This is a genomic window from Acidicapsa ligni (genome assembly GCF_025685655.1).
GTDB lineage: Bacteria > Acidobacteriota > Terriglobia > Terriglobales > Acidobacteriaceae > Acidicapsa > Acidicapsa ligni.
The window spans coordinates 587202-604131 of record NZ_JAGSYG010000003.1; the positions used below are offsets into that span (position 1 = coordinate 587202).

10 protein-coding genes, 1 tRNA gene and 1 riboswitch are annotated in these 16930 nt (G+C 54.6%); of the genes, 3 read left to right on the forward strand and 8 right to left on the reverse strand.

The window, feature by feature from the left end:
* Positions 1-100: 100 nt before the first annotated feature.
* The 5 genes from OHL19_RS12880 to OHL19_RS12900 form a co-directional block, all read right to left on the reverse strand.
* A complete protein-coding gene (locus tag OHL19_RS12880; RefSeq protein WP_263358104.1) occupies positions 101-4219 on the reverse strand; it encodes a TonB-dependent receptor in 4119 nt (1372 codons plus the stop codon).
* Positions 4220-4491: 272 nt separating this feature from the next.
* The gene (locus OHL19_RS12885) at positions 4492-7050 is read right to left on the reverse strand and encodes a TonB-dependent receptor (RefSeq protein ID WP_263358105.1); all 2559 of its coding nucleotides are present in this window, start codon (positions 7048-7050) and stop codon (positions 4492-4494) included.
* A 31-nt stretch (positions 7051-7081) separates the two neighbouring features.
* Positions 7082-7318: riboswitch (cobalamin riboswitch) on the reverse strand.
* 157 nt (positions 7319-7475) lie between these two features.
* Positions 7476-8837: a GntP family permease gene (locus tag OHL19_RS12890; protein WP_263358106.1), complete on the reverse strand. Its 1362-nt coding sequence runs from the start codon at positions 8835-8837 to the stop codon at positions 7476-7478.
* A gap of 59 nt (positions 8838-8896) precedes the next feature.
* A complete protein-coding gene (locus OHL19_RS12895; RefSeq protein WP_263358107.1) occupies positions 8897-9289 on the reverse strand; it encodes a RidA family protein in 393 nt (130 codons plus the stop codon).
* 89 nt (positions 9290-9378) lie between these two features.
* Entirely contained in the window at positions 9379-10830 is a 1452-nt protein-coding gene (locus OHL19_RS12900; protein ID WP_263358108.1) for an N-acyl-D-amino-acid deacylase family protein, read from the reverse strand.
* A gap of 84 nt (positions 10831-10914) precedes the next feature.
* On the opposite strand from OHL19_RS12900, the gene OHL19_RS12905 reads away from it, so the two are divergent.
* Positions 10915-12225 (forward strand): amino acid deaminase, encoded by a 1311-nt coding sequence (locus OHL19_RS12905; protein WP_263358109.1) that lies wholly within the window; start codon positions 10915-10917, stop codon positions 12223-12225.
* A 100-nt stretch (positions 12226-12325) separates the two neighbouring features.
* Here the strand turns inward: OHL19_RS12905 and ligD are convergent, their stop codons facing one another.
* From ligD to OHL19_RS12920, 3 genes are all read right to left on the reverse strand, one after another.
* Complete coding sequence (ligD, locus tag OHL19_RS12910; RefSeq protein ID WP_263358110.1) at positions 12326-15142, reverse strand: DNA ligase D; 2817 nt, start codon at positions 15140-15142, stop codon at positions 12326-12328.
* 6 nt (positions 15143-15148) lie between these two features.
* Positions 15149-16087 (reverse strand): non-homologous end joining protein Ku, encoded by a 939-nt coding sequence (ku, locus tag OHL19_RS12915; protein ID WP_263358111.1) that lies wholly within the window; start codon positions 16085-16087, stop codon positions 15149-15151.
* A gap of 169 nt (positions 16088-16256) precedes the next feature.
* Positions 16257-16333: transfer RNA gene (locus OHL19_RS12920), tRNA-Arg, on the reverse strand.
* 101 nt (positions 16334-16434) lie between these two features.
* Between OHL19_RS12920 and OHL19_RS12925 the strand changes: the two genes are divergently transcribed.
* Both OHL19_RS12925 and OHL19_RS12930 read left to right on the forward strand, forming a co-directional pair.
* A complete protein-coding gene (locus tag OHL19_RS12925) occupies positions 16435-16614 on the forward strand; it encodes a hypothetical protein (RefSeq protein WP_263358112.1) in 180 nt (59 codons plus the stop codon).
* A 6-nt stretch (positions 16615-16620) separates the two neighbouring features.
* A complete protein-coding gene (locus OHL19_RS12930; RefSeq protein ID WP_396126773.1) occupies positions 16621-16920 on the forward strand; it encodes a GNAT family N-acetyltransferase in 300 nt (99 codons plus the stop codon).
* The last annotated feature ends 10 nt before the right edge of the window (positions 16921-16930 follow it).

A 16930-nucleotide genomic window follows, 5' to 3' on the forward strand; every position in this document is an offset into this window, starting at 1 on the left:
TCTTTAGAAATCACGCATGGAGTGTTGTCTGAATAAAGACGATCAACGTAAAACGAGGTTCCCGAAGGAACCTCGTTTGGTTTGCGCCAGATCAGCGATGTTAGAAGGTGACGTGCAGACCCATTGTGACAGCACGCGAACCACCGATAGTTCCAGTAACCGATCCGAAGTTAGCGCCGTTGTTGGGGCATCCATTGCCGACTGAACCCGACGCCGAGCAAGAACCGACACCGACCGGCAGTGTCGTCGGAATCGTCGTTCCCCGTCCGGAGCCATTGGCAAAAGGAAGCTGATCCAGATTTGTCTTGGAAGACTGCTGGTCCACGCTGCTATTGCTGGTGACGATCTGACCGAAGTTTACGAAGTATTCGCTCGTGCTGCAATTATCTCCGTTCATCTTTGCCGAGTTGGAGCAGGCAGAAGCCTGACGAATCTGCGTCTGGTTCTGGGGCACGTCAAGGCTGGTTCTGTTGGTTACGTTGAAGACATTGAACTCGTACTGCAGGACGAGTTTCGTAGTGGGGTGGAAGCTCTTGCGCATCGAGAGATCCAAGCGCTCCTGACCTGCCTGGCGGAAGATGTTGCGCTGGTTGCCCGGAGCAAAATCGGTCTCGTAAATATCCTGAGGATCGTTACCGGTGGAAACGGGCACGCCCTTTTGTCCAGGAGCCAGATAGTTGATGGCAAGTTGAGTGGGATCGATGTGGGGAATGAAGCTGCCACCGCTGCCACGGAACGCACCGGAGTTACCGGTGAGAGCCCGCTTGGGATGCGATGGATCCTTGATCGAGAGCACTGGATTCGAAAGTGTTGGGAAGTCGCCGAAGTAAGCACTGCCCACTGCGCCATAGAACTCATACAGGGAATAGGGCTCGCCGCTCTGGATGACGCCAATACCGGTCAGATGCCAACCATTGGCGATATACGCCATAGGTGAGCTACGCCGGACAAAGTCCGGAGTCTCGACCTGGAAGTTGGCGATGAAAACCTGGGTACGATCAAAGTCAGATGAAGCATACGACTGCTTCAGGTTATTTGGGTTGTTACCCGTGAAGAACAGGCCGATGTCGCTTTGCTCGTCGAGTGAGTGGCTCCACGTGTAGCTGATGCCTGCCTGGACGTGATGCGAGAGCCTCTTTTCAAGATGCGCTTCGAGATCGTTATATGAGGAATTGCCCGCAGTGGTAAAGATTGCCGCGTTGGGGCTGAATCCGACAAACGGAACGCGGAAGTCGGTGTTACCGCCATCCTCGGTATTCCATGGCTCGCCCGCGATTGAGTTGTAGTCAAATCCGGTGAATGAGTTTTGGTTCAGCACCTGGAAACCGTAGGTTCCTGTTTCGCCGTGAATTGGATTGCTGGATGTTGCGATTCCCGGCTCGTTCAACGGAACTGGGATCACGGCATGGCGACCGAGATTGCCTACGTAACCGAGCGAGAACGAGATATCGTTTCTCGGCTGCCATTGAAATTTGAGGGTGTAGTTGATGGTGTAAGGCAGAACATTGCGCTTGTTATAAGCGCCAAAGTTCAATGCATCCGGGCAGTCGGTGTAACCTTCCTGGTTATCCACGGCGCCGCAATTCTTACCGAATTTGGCGCTATTACCAGTCATTCCATTCAACGTAGCTTGCAACGCCTGCCCGATGACACTGGGATCCGCACTAGGCGCAGCATAGCTTACGTTTAGAGGATTCGACAGGTTTGTGCCCTTTCCGACGATATAGCTGGCTAACGGAGAAGACTCAGTAACGCCGAAGGGGCCACCTGTGCCGCTGCCTGCCGGCTGGGAAAGATAATTAAACAACTCGCCGCGGTCGTAATACATGCCGGCGCCGCCGCTGAACACAACCCTGCCCTGATTGGCCTTGGGAGACCAGGCAAAGCCAACGCGGGGTGAAATACCCCATTGACGGCCGCTCAACGTGGATTCGCTCTCGCCTTTGGTGGGGAAGTACTTGTTGTTCGAAGCGACAACGAAACCTGCGTTATTGACCGTGAAGCCTGTATCTGTTGTGCCGGAAACATCAAACAAGGACTGATCGAAGTTGAACATGTTGCCGTATTTTTCGGTCAAACCGCCCTTGTAGTCATAACGGGCACTCACGGTAATGCTGAGGTTTGACATCGCCTGCCAATTGTCCACTACATAGGCGGCAATTTCATTGGAGCGGTAGTAACGATCGGCCGTGTTGCGGTGGCTGATGGGATCGATGCTTTCCAACACATTGGAACTCTTAACCGCATCTTCGAGGAAGCTGGTGAAGTTCTTTGTTGTGATCTGAGCCAGACCACTGCGGTTGTTGTCGATATTCAACTGCGTGTAATTGTAGCCGCCACCCGCTTTGATGGTGTGTTTACCCAAAGAAAGAATGAGGTTCGTCGAGGGATTCACACGGTTCTGGGTATAGCCCATATCGGCAAATGAGCTAAAAGGTCCTACCTTCAGGCCGGGAGAATCAACCTGGGTATTGGCAAAACCGCTGAGAAGCAGGCCGGGCAAACCGGGAGCCAGAGGAGGAGCAGTTGAGGGTGCTGCATCTCCAATGCCGAAGTTTGAGCCCCCATTCGGATTAACAACAGTCTGTGTGAAGTGGCTGTAGGAATTCATGCGAACGAATCCAAGGCGCTGTTCCCAGTTCAGACGCGAACTGAATGCGATGGTATTGTCGATCGCGCCAACCTGGGACCCGTTGTCCTGAGTAATGGGGAAACCACCGGTTTGCGAATAGCCAAAGGGCTTTTGGACTGGATCGCTCTGGTAGTAATACTTTACCGAAAGGTTATCTTTTGGATTTACGGTGTAGGTCAGCGAACCGGTGCCTTGATCCGAGGTCAAAACGGACGTTCCAATCAACGTTACGTTCGGAACTCCAAATTGATAGGGCGCTCCAGGTACGCCCTGAGCCGAAGGAATCAGGTACTGCCCATTGGGCAACTTGGCATTCAAGAGTGACGATGCGATCGGGCCAATCGTTCCTGTAAATGCTTTTCCATTACCCCAGGAAGCAGCAGCAGCATCTAAACCGGCAACCGAACGATCATCCGTGAGCCCGGTTGGAACGGTCATTTGCGACAGACCAGTTGCCTGATCCGAATTGTAGCGGCGCTGATATCCCGCGAAGAAAAAGAGTTTGTCGCGGAAGAGAGGACCGCCAACGGTGGCGCCTGTGGTCCAGCGATGCAGTTCTGGATTCTGGAGAGATCGGGGAAATGCGCCGATGCCTTCAGTGCCGAGTTGGTATGCCTGGTTAAAGAAGAAGGGTGAAGCGTTGAGTGCATTGTTGGCAAAGGTTCCATAGATCTGCCCATGAAATGCATTGGTGCCGGTCTTGGTGTTGACGTCGATTTGTGCACCGCTCGTTGCACCTTGCTGGGCGTCATACATGGAGGTATTGACACGAACTTCTTCGATAGTCTCGGGCACTGGTGAAGGAAGACTGTTACCGTTCGAACCAAAAACCGAGGTTCCTGTGGGGTTAGCTCCGCCGGTAACACCTGTACCAGCCGATGATGAGCCGGATGTGCTGCCTGCGCCGATGTTGAAGTTGTAGCGCTGTGAAGTTGAGCTGCTCGAAGTCTTGCCATTAAAGATGTTGGTGACGTCAACGCCATTGACCTGCATGGTATTGGACGTATCGCGCTGACCGTTGGCCCAGATGGGCTGGTTGCCGAGGCCGCTGTTGGAATCGAGGCCGCTGAGTAATTCGGCATTGACGCCGGGGGAAAGCACGGCGAGCTGAGTGAAGCTGCCAGTGGCCAAGGGCGTTTCAGCGATCTGCCCTGCATCGAGGGTATAGCCGTTGGTGGCATCCGTTGCGTTGAGCAGAGGATTTGCCGTAACTTCAACGGATTCAGATGCCTGACCTATTTTGAGCCTGACGTCGATGGTGGTTGCACGTGCTTCCTGCACGGTGATTCCATTTTCGTCTGTGGTTTCAAAACCGGCACCGGTAATCTTTACATCATAGGTGCCGATGGGCAGGTTGAAGACCTGAAAGAAGCCATTGCCTTGCGATTTGGCAGTGCGGCTCAGGCTGATCTGAGTGTTGATCACGGTTACCGTGGCATTGGGCACAGCCGCGCCAGATGCGTCCAGAACTGTTCCGTTGATTGAACCGAGAGTCTGCTGAGCAAGAGCGGGGGCGCAACAATACAAAACAGCAGCGATCGCCAGCAGGGTACCCGCGGCGAAGCGCCGAAAATGGGTTGTCGTCATATTCTCCTCAAGAAGTGCTTTGTTAAGAATGAGTTATTGTCTTCCATAAGGTAGGTTCAGTGCCTACGCTCTTATTAGAATGCGCTGATGACGTTCATCCAAGTGTGAACGGTCTGCGACTAGGATACGAATAGTTTATTAACAGAGTGCAATTTCGCCCATTAAAAAATCCCCTGTGTGGGAATCAGGACGCAGAACGAGGAGTTCATCCAGGGTAAAAATTGGAGGAACTCCTCGCTTCATACTTTGAAAATCATATATGAGGTGGCGGACTAATTATTGGTTTTTTTGGAGCCGCCTACCTGGATACGCAGGCCCACTCGGAAGTTAAATGGGAGGCTGGGGTAGCCGATGGGGGCGATGTGCTGGTTGCTGGTGAGGTTTTCGGCCTGACCGTAGATGCCCAGGCGTGAGAGCAACTGGAAGCTTCCGCCGAAGTCGATCTTGGCGAAGCCGTAGTCGAGGTTGCGATTGGGCAGCAGGAGCGAGTTGCCCTGGTTGATGTCCATATAGCCGAGGTAGGTGGAGTCATCGCTGCGGCTGGAGAAAGCGGCGGTCGAGGCGATGGTCCAGCGCTGGCCTGCGTAGCTGCCGGAGATGTAGCCGGTGTGCGGCGGGCGGCGGAATGGACGTGCTCCGGTGAGTGGCGAGTAGATGCCAATCGGGATGCCGTTGTAGGTGGGCTGGGCAACTCCGAGGAGTGCTTCATTGTCGCTGGAGAACGAGCGCTGGACTACTGCATCCAGATAGGTATAGCCGCCGCGGAGGAAGATATGGCGACCGATGCCGCCCTCAACCGTGGACTCGACGCCGAGAGCGCGGAAGGCCTGTGAGTTGATGTCCAGCGAAAAGGCGCCACTGTTATTCAGAAAGGCTTCGAGCTGCTGCTGTGCTGCCGCGGAGAGATTGGGCAGCAATTGTGGAATGAGCCCGGCGCCGACACCCTCGATCTGGCGGCCAAACTGGTTGTGGAAGACGTTGAGATGGACGATCATGCGTTCGCCGAGCAGGTCTTGCTCGATGCCACCTTCCCAGGTTCGCGCGGTTGGTGCGGCGAGCTGTGAAATGTGGAGTTGGTTGATGGTCTGCTGACCGCCATTGGCCAGGAGGAAGGTGTATAGCGAACCGGATTGGTCGGCCAACGTGGGTTCGCGGACGGCGTCGGCAAAGTTGCCGCTCAGGCGGGTACCATTGAAGAATCCAGAACGGGGCTTGAGCACATAGTAGGAGAAACCGGCGCGTGGCGATGTCTGCGTGCCGATGATCTGATATTTTCCGAGGCTGCCGCCGACGGTGTAGAAGAAGCGGCTCTTGAAGTCACCGTGAATCTCGGCGAGGTAATCGTAGTTGTTGCGCTGCACGACATCGTTGAGGAAATAGACAGGTTCGACTTCGGTGCCACGTTCGTTTTCATAGTGAAAGCCGATGAGGCCGACGAGATGGGGCGTGAAGTGGAAGTCGCCTTCGTATTGGATTTCGTCGCGATTGGTGACGAGATCGAGGCGATTGGGATAGACAGAGCCGTTGCCGGAGGAGTAGTCGAGGATGGCCTGGCCTACAACCTGGGCTCCGTTAGCGCCACGAATGGTGACATCGTTGCCGTAGAAATTGCCAGCGTCCGGAAAGGGGAGATCGCAGGTGTCGACTGGTTCACAGAGGCCTGCTGCGTACCACTGCATGGATTGTTCGCGCTTGCGAGTGCCGCCGTATTGAACCTTGTTGTGGAAGTCCGCGGTCATCTGAAAATCGAGAGAGCCGCCCATGTAGAGGTTCTGGTCACTCTGCTTGCGGTCGTCGCTGATGCCGTAGAAATCCCATGCATTTGGAACTCCAACGGCAGTGACGCCATAGCGGACTGTGCCGCGAAGTTGAACGCTGGAGATGGGCTGATAGCCGAAGTTTCCGACGCTGGTGCCTGCGTGGTATTGGTCCATGGGCAGGGAGTTTGCGGTCTGCAGCCAGGAATAGGCGCCGTAGTAGTCCAACTTGTTGCGGCTGCCGGCGAGCTGGAGGTCGTTGCGGGCGGTGTTGAAGTTGCCCAGATCGCCCATGAAGGAAACTACGGGAGAGTTATCGAATCCGCGCGGAGTATTGAAGTTGACTACGCCGCTGGCTGCGTCGGCACCGTAGAGGCTGCTGTCTGGTCCACGATAGATTTCGGTGCTCTGGATACCGGTTGGAGAGACGGAGCCGAAGTCGAAGATGCCGCCGATTTCGCTGGCGTTTACGCCGTCGGTGAGGGTTTTGCTGGCATTGGAATCTCCACCCCGAATGAACATGGAGGCTTGTGCGCCACGCTGTCCGGTTTGCGCCATGACGACGCCGGGCTGAAGGCGGAGGACGCTGACCAGATCATCGCGGCGAGCGAGATCCAGCGAGGTAAAAACGGTGGTGGAGACGCTGGTCTGCTGCTGAGGAACGGGTGTTCCAGTGGCGGTGACTACGATCGACTGATGGACCCATTGTGGTTCGAGAACGATGGAGCGCTCGATGTTGGAACCCTGGGAAGCGTAGAAGGCAGGTGTCTCCAATGCACGAAAGCTGGGCGCGCTGGTGATGACCGAAAAACGGCCACTCTTGCCGGTCACGAATTGATAGGTGCCATCGGCGCCGGAGACTGTCGTGGAGACGGCCTTATTGCCCTGCATGAGGACGATCGATGCACCGGTGACTGTGGCTCCGGTAGTGTCGGTGACGATGCCACGGATAACTCCGGCGTGAGCTACTGTCGAGAGCAATAGAAGGATCGTTGCGCAGAATAAGCGCGAACACAGGCTGGAACGGCCATGAAACAAACTGACTAACTTGGACTGATTAACAGGCAGAGACATCGTTCTCCTCCGTTCCCCTCGGAACGTAAGCGGGTGATAGACACCAAGGACCGGTCTCCTGACTTGCGCTTCTCCGAACCGCCTTCCCAAACTCTCCGTGATGGAGAAGTTCAGTGGCATTTGGCCGGACTCCTGGCTGCTTCCCCATATGTTCTTGACGGGAAAAACCCCAGGTACGCTCACAGTTGCGGGGCAGTAGCGGATTTACACCGCTTTCCCGAACATCCTGATGCGTTTCAGTGAATGAATCGCAGGCCCATGTCAATCAGGCCGATGCAAGAAAAGATAAAGAATTGTGGGGAAAATCCATGAAAAATTTCCCCGGGTCTCTGAAGTTTATCATGCAGAAACTTTTGATATTGTTTTGATGCTGCTCATTCGTATACGGTATGCCGGCAGGGATTCACGATGCTGCATCGCGATGATTAAACCGCGAATGACAAGGTGATCGTGAGAAGCAACGCCGTAACCGAGATGATGGTTTCGCAGACGGACCAGGTCTTGATGGTTTGTGCGACGGTCATGTTGAAGTACTCCTTGACGAGCCAGAAACCACCATCGTTTACGTGGGAGAAGATGAGCGATCCTGCTCCGGTGGCAATCGCCAGCAGCTCGGGGTGAACTCCCGGGCTGTGCAATGCGATTGGGGCCACGATGCCGGCTGCGGTGGTCATGGCTACTGTCGCCGAGCCTGTGGCCAAACGCATCAAAGCGGCCAGTAACCACGCCAATACCAGCAATGGAATATGGCTCTGCAATGCAACACCGATGATGGCCTGCGATACTCCGCTGTCCTGCAGAATTCTCCCGAAGCCTCCGCCTGCGCCGACCAGGAGCGTGATGGTCGCCGTGGGGGCGAGGCATTCGTTGCTGAAGCGCAGGATCGTATCTCGCGAGAAGCCTCGCAGCCGTCCCAGAGTAAAGAAACTTAGCAGCACACCGATCAGTAGTGCTACGTCGTCGTTGCCAACCAGATGCAGTCCCTCATTCAAGGCGCTTTTGGGAGTGCTGATTGCGTCTGCCCAACTGCCGATCAGCATGAGAAGAACGGGCAGAAGGATGGAGAACAAGGTGAGGCCGAAGCTGGGCAGGCTGCGTCCTGACTCGTGATCAGCTCCATGATCGACAAACTGCGCGGAGATGGGATTCTCTGTTGGAAGGTTTATATGCGGAGCGATGAGTTTCGCATAAAGCGGCCCAGCGATGATCGCCGTGGGAATACCGACAAGCAGGGCATAAAAGATGGTGCGGCCCACATCGGCCTTATAGATGGTTACGGCAAGCAACGCCGCGGGGTGAGGCGGAACTAATCCGTGAACCACGGAGAGCCCGGCGACCATGGGCAGGCCAACCATGATCAGCGATGTTCGTGTACGTCGCGCAACTGTATACACGATGGGGATCAGGAGGACGAATCCTACTTCAAAGAAGGCAGGCAATCCAACTACGAGGCCGATGAGAACCATCGCCCAATGCACACGTTTCTCACCGAAGAGCCGTATGAGCGTGTATGCGATCTGGTCCGCGCCACCGGACTCTGCCATCATCTTTCCAAGCATGGTGCCCAGCGCAACGACGACGGCGATGTGGCCCAGGGTTGCTCCTACGCCCGCCTCAAAAGAATGAATGACAGTTGAAGCGGACATGCCCGTGACCAGGGCAAGCGACAGCGAGGCGAGCAGCAGCGTGATGAATGGGTTCAGCTTGAAGACTGCGATAAGCAGAATCAGGCCAACGACCGCGATCAGCGTCGAGACCAGCAGGAATATGCTGTGGGAGTCGATCATAGGCTCAGAACGGGTGCTCCTCTGGCGGGCGAGTGGCTGAAAGCTTAACTATAGTGCGATCAATTGCCGGGCGCTTTGTATGCAACGCAATCGATCTCTACCTTGCAATCGATGACCATGCTTGAGACGACACAGGCACGTGCGGGTGGGTGTTCGCCGAAGTGCTCTTTGAAGACTTTATTGAACGAAGTGAAGTCGCGGGGATCCTCAAGCCAGACGCCACATCGCACGACGTGCTCTGGACCATAGCCTGCTTCTTTGAGAATCGTCAGGAGATTCTGAATTGCCTGTTGCGATTGAACAACGATGTTGCCTGTGATGACTTCGCCCTGGACCATCGGAACCTGTCCCGATACATACAACCAGCCGTCGGCTTCGACCGCGCGCGCGAAGGGTAGATGTTGTCCGCCAGTTCCCTTGCCTCCTTCCACTCCATACCGCTTGATACTCATGTTGTCTCCTTGCGTTGCTGGTTCTCAGTTATTGAATCCTTGTTTGGTGAATCCGGGACTATCGAATCCGAGCTTTTAGATCCTGGTCTTTAAATCCAGGCGGTTTTGCTGCGAGTTACGAAGCGTCCTGCTCGGTCCGATGTAGCGCCTTGGGATGTGTAGGTGAGAACGCCGTTAACCCATACGCCCGCTATCCCCTCGGATGCGCGCATCGGATCAGAAAATGTTGCCGTGTCGAGAATTGTTTTCGGATCGAAGAGCACGAGGTCTGCGCAATAGCCTACGCGTATCCATCCACGCTCAGCGAGCCCAAATCTTTGGGCTGGCATACCGGTCATCTTGTGGACTGCTTCGGGAAGCGAGAACAGTTTTTCTTCGCGGCTGTAATGACCGAGCACACGAGGGAACGTTCCCCATAAGCGAGGATGCGGCCGGGGATCGTTGGGCAATCCATCGGAGCCGATCATGGTGGCAGGATGGCGCAGAATACGGCGCATGTCTTCTTCTGAAATGCTGTGATAGATGGCTCCAGCGGGCCGGAGCCGCTGTGCTGCTTCGAGTTGAGAGATGCTCCAACTCTCGGCGATGCGTGACAGAGATTGCCCTGCCATCTCTGGATGCGGTGTGCTCCAGGTAATGGTGATCTTGACGCGCTCATCTACCTGACGCAGATCGAGTGTGCTCGAACCTGCTGCGTAGGGATAGCAATCGCAGCCAACATCCTGCGTGGTGCTCGCCTTCTCCAGTGCTTGCAGGACTTCGCCGCTCCGCCCCCAGTTGGCGATGCCAGCGCATTTCAGATGAGAAATAATAACCGGGACATGGCTGAGTCGACCGATAGTGAAAGCCTCACTCATGGCGTCGAGAATTGCATCGGCCTCGGTTCGCATGTGAGTTGTATATACGGCACCGGCTGCGGCTAATAACTGAGCCAGCGCCAGGACCTCTTCCGTCGATGCGGCATTGGCTGAGAGGTAAGCAAGACCCGAACTCAGACCGAGCGCACCGCCGTCGAGCGCCTCTTGCAACTGCACGCGCATGGCTTCGGTCTCGGCTTGGGTTGCGGTACGGTCGAGCCTATCCATGTGGTTATTTCGAAGAGCGGTGTGACCGATCAGAGCGGCTACATTCACTGCGGGCCGCGCGTCGTTTACTGCGGCAACATAGGCGGCAAACGTGGGATAGCGAAAATCTTCGGGGCCACCCAGGAGGTTCATGGGATCGGGAAGTTCACCGCGTAGATGGACCGGAGAAGCGCTGATGCCACAGTTGCCGACAATGACAGTTGTAACTCCCTGCGAGATTTTGGGCAGCATTGCCGGAGTGCGAATCACACTGATGTCATCGTGCGTATGCACATCGATAAAGCCAGGAGCCAGTACAAGGCCTTTCGCATCTTTGACTACAGATGCATGGAAATCAAGAGTGGTATCGATCGCGCAGATATGGCCATCGCGAAGAGCAACGTCCAGTTGTTCAGAAGCAGCGCCAGTACCATCGATAACGCTTGCATTCCGGATAAGAGTGTCGCAACTAAGCATGTCGGCTGATTCAGAATATAGACTATATTCGTCCTATGTTCTAGCGCGCTTGTGGTTTTGTCGTGGGACATTCTGGAGACTGCTGTGTTGACTGATCGAGAATCTACACGAACAACCTATCTTCGCTCCATTTCTTCGCTGAACTCTTCGCTGAACAAGGGACTCGGGTTTCTTGAACAAGATATCGAATCTCAAGATATCGAATCGCAGGATATCTCGGGGCTTGACTGGAACCTGCTTCGCGAGGATCTAAGCTTGCCTTCTGCCGTGCTCTATGAAGAGAGATTGCAGCATAACCTCGATTGGATGCAGGAGTTCATCACTGCTTATGGAGTGAAGCTTGCGCCGCACGGCAAGACTACGATGGCTCCGAAGTTGTTTACACGGCAATTGCAGGCAGGCGCATGGGGAATCACGCTTGCGACCGCACACCAGACACAGGTTGCCTATGCGCATGGGGTACGCCGGGTGCTGATGGCCAACCAGCTTGTCGGCAAGGAGAACATGGCGACCATTGGACGCCTGCTTGCGGACTCCGATTTTGAATACTACTGCCTGGTGGATTCGGCGGCGCTGGTGGATCAGTTAGGCGCGTATTTTTTGAAGCATGGGCATAGACTGAACGTATTGCTGGAATTGGGAGTTGCAGGAGGTCGCACCGGCGTGCGCAACGAGGCGCAACTACAGGCCGTGCTGGCTTCTTTGACGCAATGGCAGGATTCGATTGCGCTGCGCGGGGTCGAGATATATGAAGGCGTTCTCGAAGATGAGGCTTCGATTCGAAGCTATCTTCAACATGCGGTGGATGTCACGCAGAAGCTTGCGGCAAAGGGATTTTTTAAACCGGGGATGATCCTGTTATCGGGTGCTGGTTCGGCATGGTACGACGTTGTGGCGGAGGTGTTCTCTGCTGCGGATTTTGATGGAAGAGTTGAAATCGTTCTGCGACCGGGTTGTTATCTCACGCATGATATTGGGGCGTATCGCGAGGCGCAGACAAAGATCCAGGAACGTAATCCAATTGCGCGCCGCATAGGCTCAGGGCTTTTGCCGGCGCTTCAAGTCTGGGCGTATGTGCAGTCGGTGCCGGAGGCGGAACGCGCGATCATCGCGATGGGCAAGCGCGATGCTGCATTTGACGCGGGTCTTCCAGCTCCAGCGCTGCATTTCAGACCGGGAGAGACAGCCCCAAAAGCGGCCCTGGCGCACTGGACACTTACCAAGATGATGGATCAGCATGCGTATCTGCGGATCGCGGAGGGAGACGATCTTCGCGTAGGCGATATGATCGCTTTCGACATTTCTCATCCTTGCCTGACCTTTGATAAATGGCGCACATTACCGGTACTGAATGCGGAGTATCAGGTGATCGATATTGTTCTGACCTACTTCTGAACTCCACTAGATTTGGAATTTTGAAGTAAGGAAACAAAGAGCAAAGTTTCCGGTAGAATCGCGATTGAATGATTGCGATTGGATAACTGCGAAGTCCTTGTCATAAATTCAACGCCTGTGTGCTGAGCACCTGCCGGGTTGATGGGAGCAGTTTCCAGGGATCGCGCGCAAGTCGATGTTTCCAACTGGCATAGTCCGCGACGTGGAAGAGTGGTCGGTCTTCCAGTTTGAGATCGTTCCATCTGAGAGGCAGAGAGACTGGAGCCCCTGCACGAGCGCGTGGGCTAAATGCGGCAACTGAGGTAGCGCCACGTTCGTTGCGCAGGTAGTCGAGGTAGATTTTTCCTACTCTTGCGGACTTCGTCATCTTCGTCAGATAGAGGCCTGGGTTGGCTTTTTCGAGTTCGAGAACAAAACCATGCGCGAACTGTTTGATCGTGGGCCAGTCATGCTCAGGCTGTATGGGGACAACGACATGAAGCCCCTTGCCCCCAGTAGATTTCAGGAAAGATTCGAGCCCTAGTTTTTGAAGCCGTTTCTTCACTTCAATGGCGGAATCAGCAAGGGTACGCCAGGAGATCGCTGTATCCGGGTCAAGGTCGAAGACGATGCGATCCGGATGCTCCAGGTCGTCGTTCCGCGAGCCCCACGGATGCACTTCGAGAACTCCAATTTGCGCCAGACTGGCCAGTGCGTCCGGTGTAGAGAGGGTTATGTATGGCTCCAGTTCACCGGTCTTCTTATCGGGCACATCGATAGTTTCTATTCCGGGCGGAAGCATCTGACTCGTGTGTTTTTGGAAGAAACACGGTTTGGTCAAACCCTCGGGACAGCGAACGAGAGAGAGCGGCCGACCAATGATTTGAGGGAGCATGTGCGGCGCGATGGCCCAGTAGTAGTCCGCCAACTGCTGCTTACTTAACATCGACTCAGAGTCGATGGTCTTATCTGGGTGGGTAAGCCGGATGGGGGCGTGGGAGGCGGTCTGACTACTATTCTTTGTGGGAGCCGCTTTTGCCGCGCGGAGTGAAGGAGCAGAATGAGACGCCTGCCGAGAGCCTGAGAGCTGACGCGCGGGGCGAGGGTTTAAAGCTGGCTCTTCCTTGCGCACTTCACTGGCAGATTTATCTTCGCGCAGACCTTGAAATGAGGCTTGGCGGACGAGGTTGTCGGCTGTCCAAGTTGCAAATCGCACCTGCGCAACCAGAGTGGGCTTGACCCAGATGGCTCCTTGACGAACTTCTGTCGGCGGGGTTGAGAACGGACTGCCGGACTGACGCAGCTTTTCCAATTGTGATCGGATGAGGATGTGGGTCTTTTGCGTGAATCCTGTTCCAGTGCGTCCGGCATAGATCAGCTTCTTCGACGCGTCGTAGTAGCCGAGCAACAGGGCGCCGATGCCGTGCATACCGGCGTGTCCCCTGGCAGGCAAGGTGAAGCCTCCAATGACAAATTCCTGTTCGTGGATGCACTTAAGTTTGAGCCAGGAGGATGATCGCCCTGAGGTATAGGGTGCATCTGCGCGCTTCGCGATTATTCCTTCCGCATGCAGCGCACAGGCTTTTTCGAAGACGGTTGCAGCATCCGAATTCAAATGTTCTGAGAGTCTGAGATCTGGTCCAGACTGCACGAGGAGCGCGGTGAGGAGGACTTTTCGCTCACGCAGCGGCAGGTTACGCAAGTTGTGACCATTGAGATGTAAGAGGTCAAAAAGGAAGTAAGTGAGGGGCTTCTTCTCTCCCTGCTGAAAGGCTGCCTGCAGATCAGCGAAGCTGGTGTTGCCGTCGTTGCCGAGAACCACAATTTCTCCATCCAGGAGAGCTGACCTGGCAGGCAGCGTTGCGACTTCTGAGGCGATTGCCTTCATGCGATGTGTCCAGTTCAGGCCTGTGCGAGTCAGCAGTTCAACCTTGCCTTGATCAAGGCGGCCCTGAATGCGGTAGCCATCGAGCTTGAGTTCGTTGAGCCAACCCGTGTTCGACGGAGGGTTAGTCGTCTGCGTAGCTAGTTGTGGAGCGATGAATTCGGGCAGTGATTCTTTTGGATACGCAGATAGTAGCGGTGAAGAAACTTTTTTGTTTTCGCTCTTATTGTTTCGCTGCTTCTTTCGCTGCCCGACATTTTCTTTGGCTGTGTCTTTCGAATTCCAGATGTGGTCCTGGTTCGCTGCGATCTGATCCAGAGAGCGTTTGGTGACGACCGAGTCGGGAGCCTCCTCTGTGATGGGTTTGTCTTTCTCCCCACGTTCAAAGGAATCGTGTTCTTTGATTAACAGCCAGTTTGGCTTTTTCTCGTGGGCAGCCTTGCCTCCTATGCGTACGAGAGTCCAGTTACCCTTCATCTTCGTGCCGTGAAGAGTGAACTTGAGTGAACCCGCGAGAAGACCTGCATCGACGTCTGTATGGCCTGGTTGGGGTTCCCATGTTCCCTGGTCCCAGAGCATCACCGTGCCACCGCCGTATTGGCCCTGGGGAATAATTCCTTCGAAGCCTCCGTAATCCATGGGATGATCTTCCACCTGGACGGCAAGGCGTCGATGCCCAGGGTAGTAGCTCGGTCCCTTGGCACAGGCCCAACTCTTCAGAACGCCATTCCAACCGAGGCGAAAGTCATAATGAAGGTGCGAAGCAGCATGCTTCTGAATGACAAACGGAAGCCCAGCCGGTGTTAATCCTGCTGACGCATCGGCCAGTTTAATGGAGGATCTTTTCTTGCCGCTCGGTTCCGACGTGATGCTGAAGTCTCGCATCGACTGGTAGCGAGCCAATTGCCGATCGATCGCAGCCGAGGCCTTCGAGCCGGAGTTGCCCTTAAGCGAAGGCTTGCTCGGTGCGCGTTTCTCCACGGTTACTTGCTTCGCGATTGCTTTCTTCGCGGATACTTTATTTACGGACTTGTCTGGGACTTTGCTGGTCATGGCATCTCACGCAGACTTGCGATTGCGGCTTGATTTGGACTTGGCGCCAGCCTTTACCAAGCTCATGCCTTTCTTCGGCGCTACAGCCTCTTTCTTGGCTGACTTTCTGCTGCGCACATCGCCCGAGTCATCCGCTCTGGAACTGACGCTCTCGCGCAATGCGTCCATGAGGTTGATGACTTTACCTGAACGGCGGGGACGTTCTTCCTTCGGCAGCGGGGCGTTATTCACCTTGGCTTCGACCAGCTCCTTCAGCGCTGCTTCGTACTCATCGTGGAATTTTTCGGGGGCGAACCTGGCAGTTTTGCGCTGAATGAGTTCTTTAGCCAACGTCAACTGATCGGAATCAACGGCGGTCTTTTTAATCTCCGAGAAGTACTCTGCAGGATCACGCAGTTCCTCTGCGTAGCGGAGCGTGTAGGCCATCATACCTCGGTTGGCTGCACTCTCGATTTTCTCCTCGGGGGGCACAGAGATTGCGACCAAATGCTCGCGGCCCCCAAAGGCGATCTTGCCCAACGCGGCTTTCTTCGTCGATTGGAGGGCCTTACGAATGACGGTGAATGCTTCTGTCTGGCTATCTCCATCTGGGGCGACAAAGTAGGGCTTCTCGAAGAATGCGGGATGCAATTCATCAAGGTCAATGAACTGAGAAATGACCAGTGCATGGCGAGAAGGGATGCGGAGATTTTCAATCTCGGAGGACTCAATCATGACGTACTCGCCCTTGCTGTATTCGTAGCCCTTGACTATGTCGTCTTTTTCTACTGGATCGCCCTCGGAAGGGTCTTCTCCAGAAACCTTTTGATGGTGAATACGCTCCCCTGTTTTGCGCGATAGTTGGTGAAAGTGAATTTCACTTTTCGCCTCTACGGCGGGAAATAGGTTGACGCTGAAAGAAACCAGCGATATCTGTATTTGACCGGACCAAAAGGGGCGAGGCATGGCTAAGTCTCCCTTTGTTTGGGTGCATTTGGTGGGATCAAGGATGCCTGCCAGCCCTGGTACAAACGGATTGCGATCTCTCATCCGATGACGGCTTAACAAAACCGACGCCAGAAGCGACACAAAATGTTTTCCTGATTTCTAGAAAGGATGTAAGTATTTGATTCTATGGTGACCCTGGGAAGATTTGAACTTCCGACCTCCGGTTTAGGAAACCGCTGCTCTATCCAGCTGAGCTACAGGGCCACGCCAACTACATTCGTATGAACACAGTTTACCGCAATCGCCTGCTGACCCAAAACTGCTATACATTTGATCCATTGAGGCCTGATCCTGGGGGTTAACGGGTGCCAGATATCAAAAATCTTGAGTTGCAGAACGTCCCTAATATGCTGCAACTGAACAACGCCCATGCTGCTGAAACGTCGCTGCTCGATACATCCGGCATGGGCGGATTACTCAATATGGCGTTTTACAGGCGAGGTATTGACCAGGGTTTGACCGCAATTTTGATCGCCCTGGACTAGGATGCGCTGTACGATAACCCTAATTTCAACTGGTTCAAGCAATGCCGCGATACTTTTGTCTATATCGACCGGATTATCGTTGCAGACTCTGCGCGTGGCCAGGGTATTGCTCGCCGGTTGTATGAGGATCTCTTCGACGAAGCGCGCCGCGCAGGACATGGCCGAATTGTCTGCGAAGTGAACCTTTCTCCGCCTAATCCTGCATCCGATGCCTTTCATGCTGCGATGGGCTTTATCGAGATTGGCCGGGTGGCTATCTACAATGGCACCAAGACCGTACGCTATTTTGAAAAAAAGCTTTCCTAATCGACATGGG

Coding starts and splice junctions, on each gene's coding strand:
- OHL19_RS12890 (WP_263358106.1), bottom strand. CDS start 8,837: ATGATCGACTCCCACAGCATATTCCTGCTGGTCTCGACGCTGATCGCG.
- ku (WP_263358111.1), bottom strand. CDS start 16,087: ATGCCTCGCCCCTTTTGGTCCGGTCAAATACAGATATCGCTGGTTTCT.
- OHL19_RS12885 (WP_263358105.1), bottom strand. CDS start 7,050: ATGTCTCTGCCTGTTAATCAGTCCAAGTTAGTCAGTTTGTTTCATGGC.
- OHL19_RS12900 (WP_263358108.1), bottom strand. CDS start 10,830: ATGCTTAGTTGCGACACTCTTATCCGGAATGCAAGCGTTATCGATGGT.
- OHL19_RS12880 (WP_263358104.1), bottom strand. CDS start 4,219: ATGACGACAACCCATTTTCGGCGCTTCGCCGCGGGTACCCTGCTGGCG.
- ligD (WP_263358110.1), bottom strand. CDS start 15,142: ATGACCAGCAAAGTCCCAGACAAGTCCGTAAATAAAGTATCCGCGAAG.
- OHL19_RS12895 (WP_263358107.1), bottom strand. CDS start 9,289: ATGAGTATCAAGCGGTATGGAGTGGAAGGAGGCAAGGGAACTGGCGGA.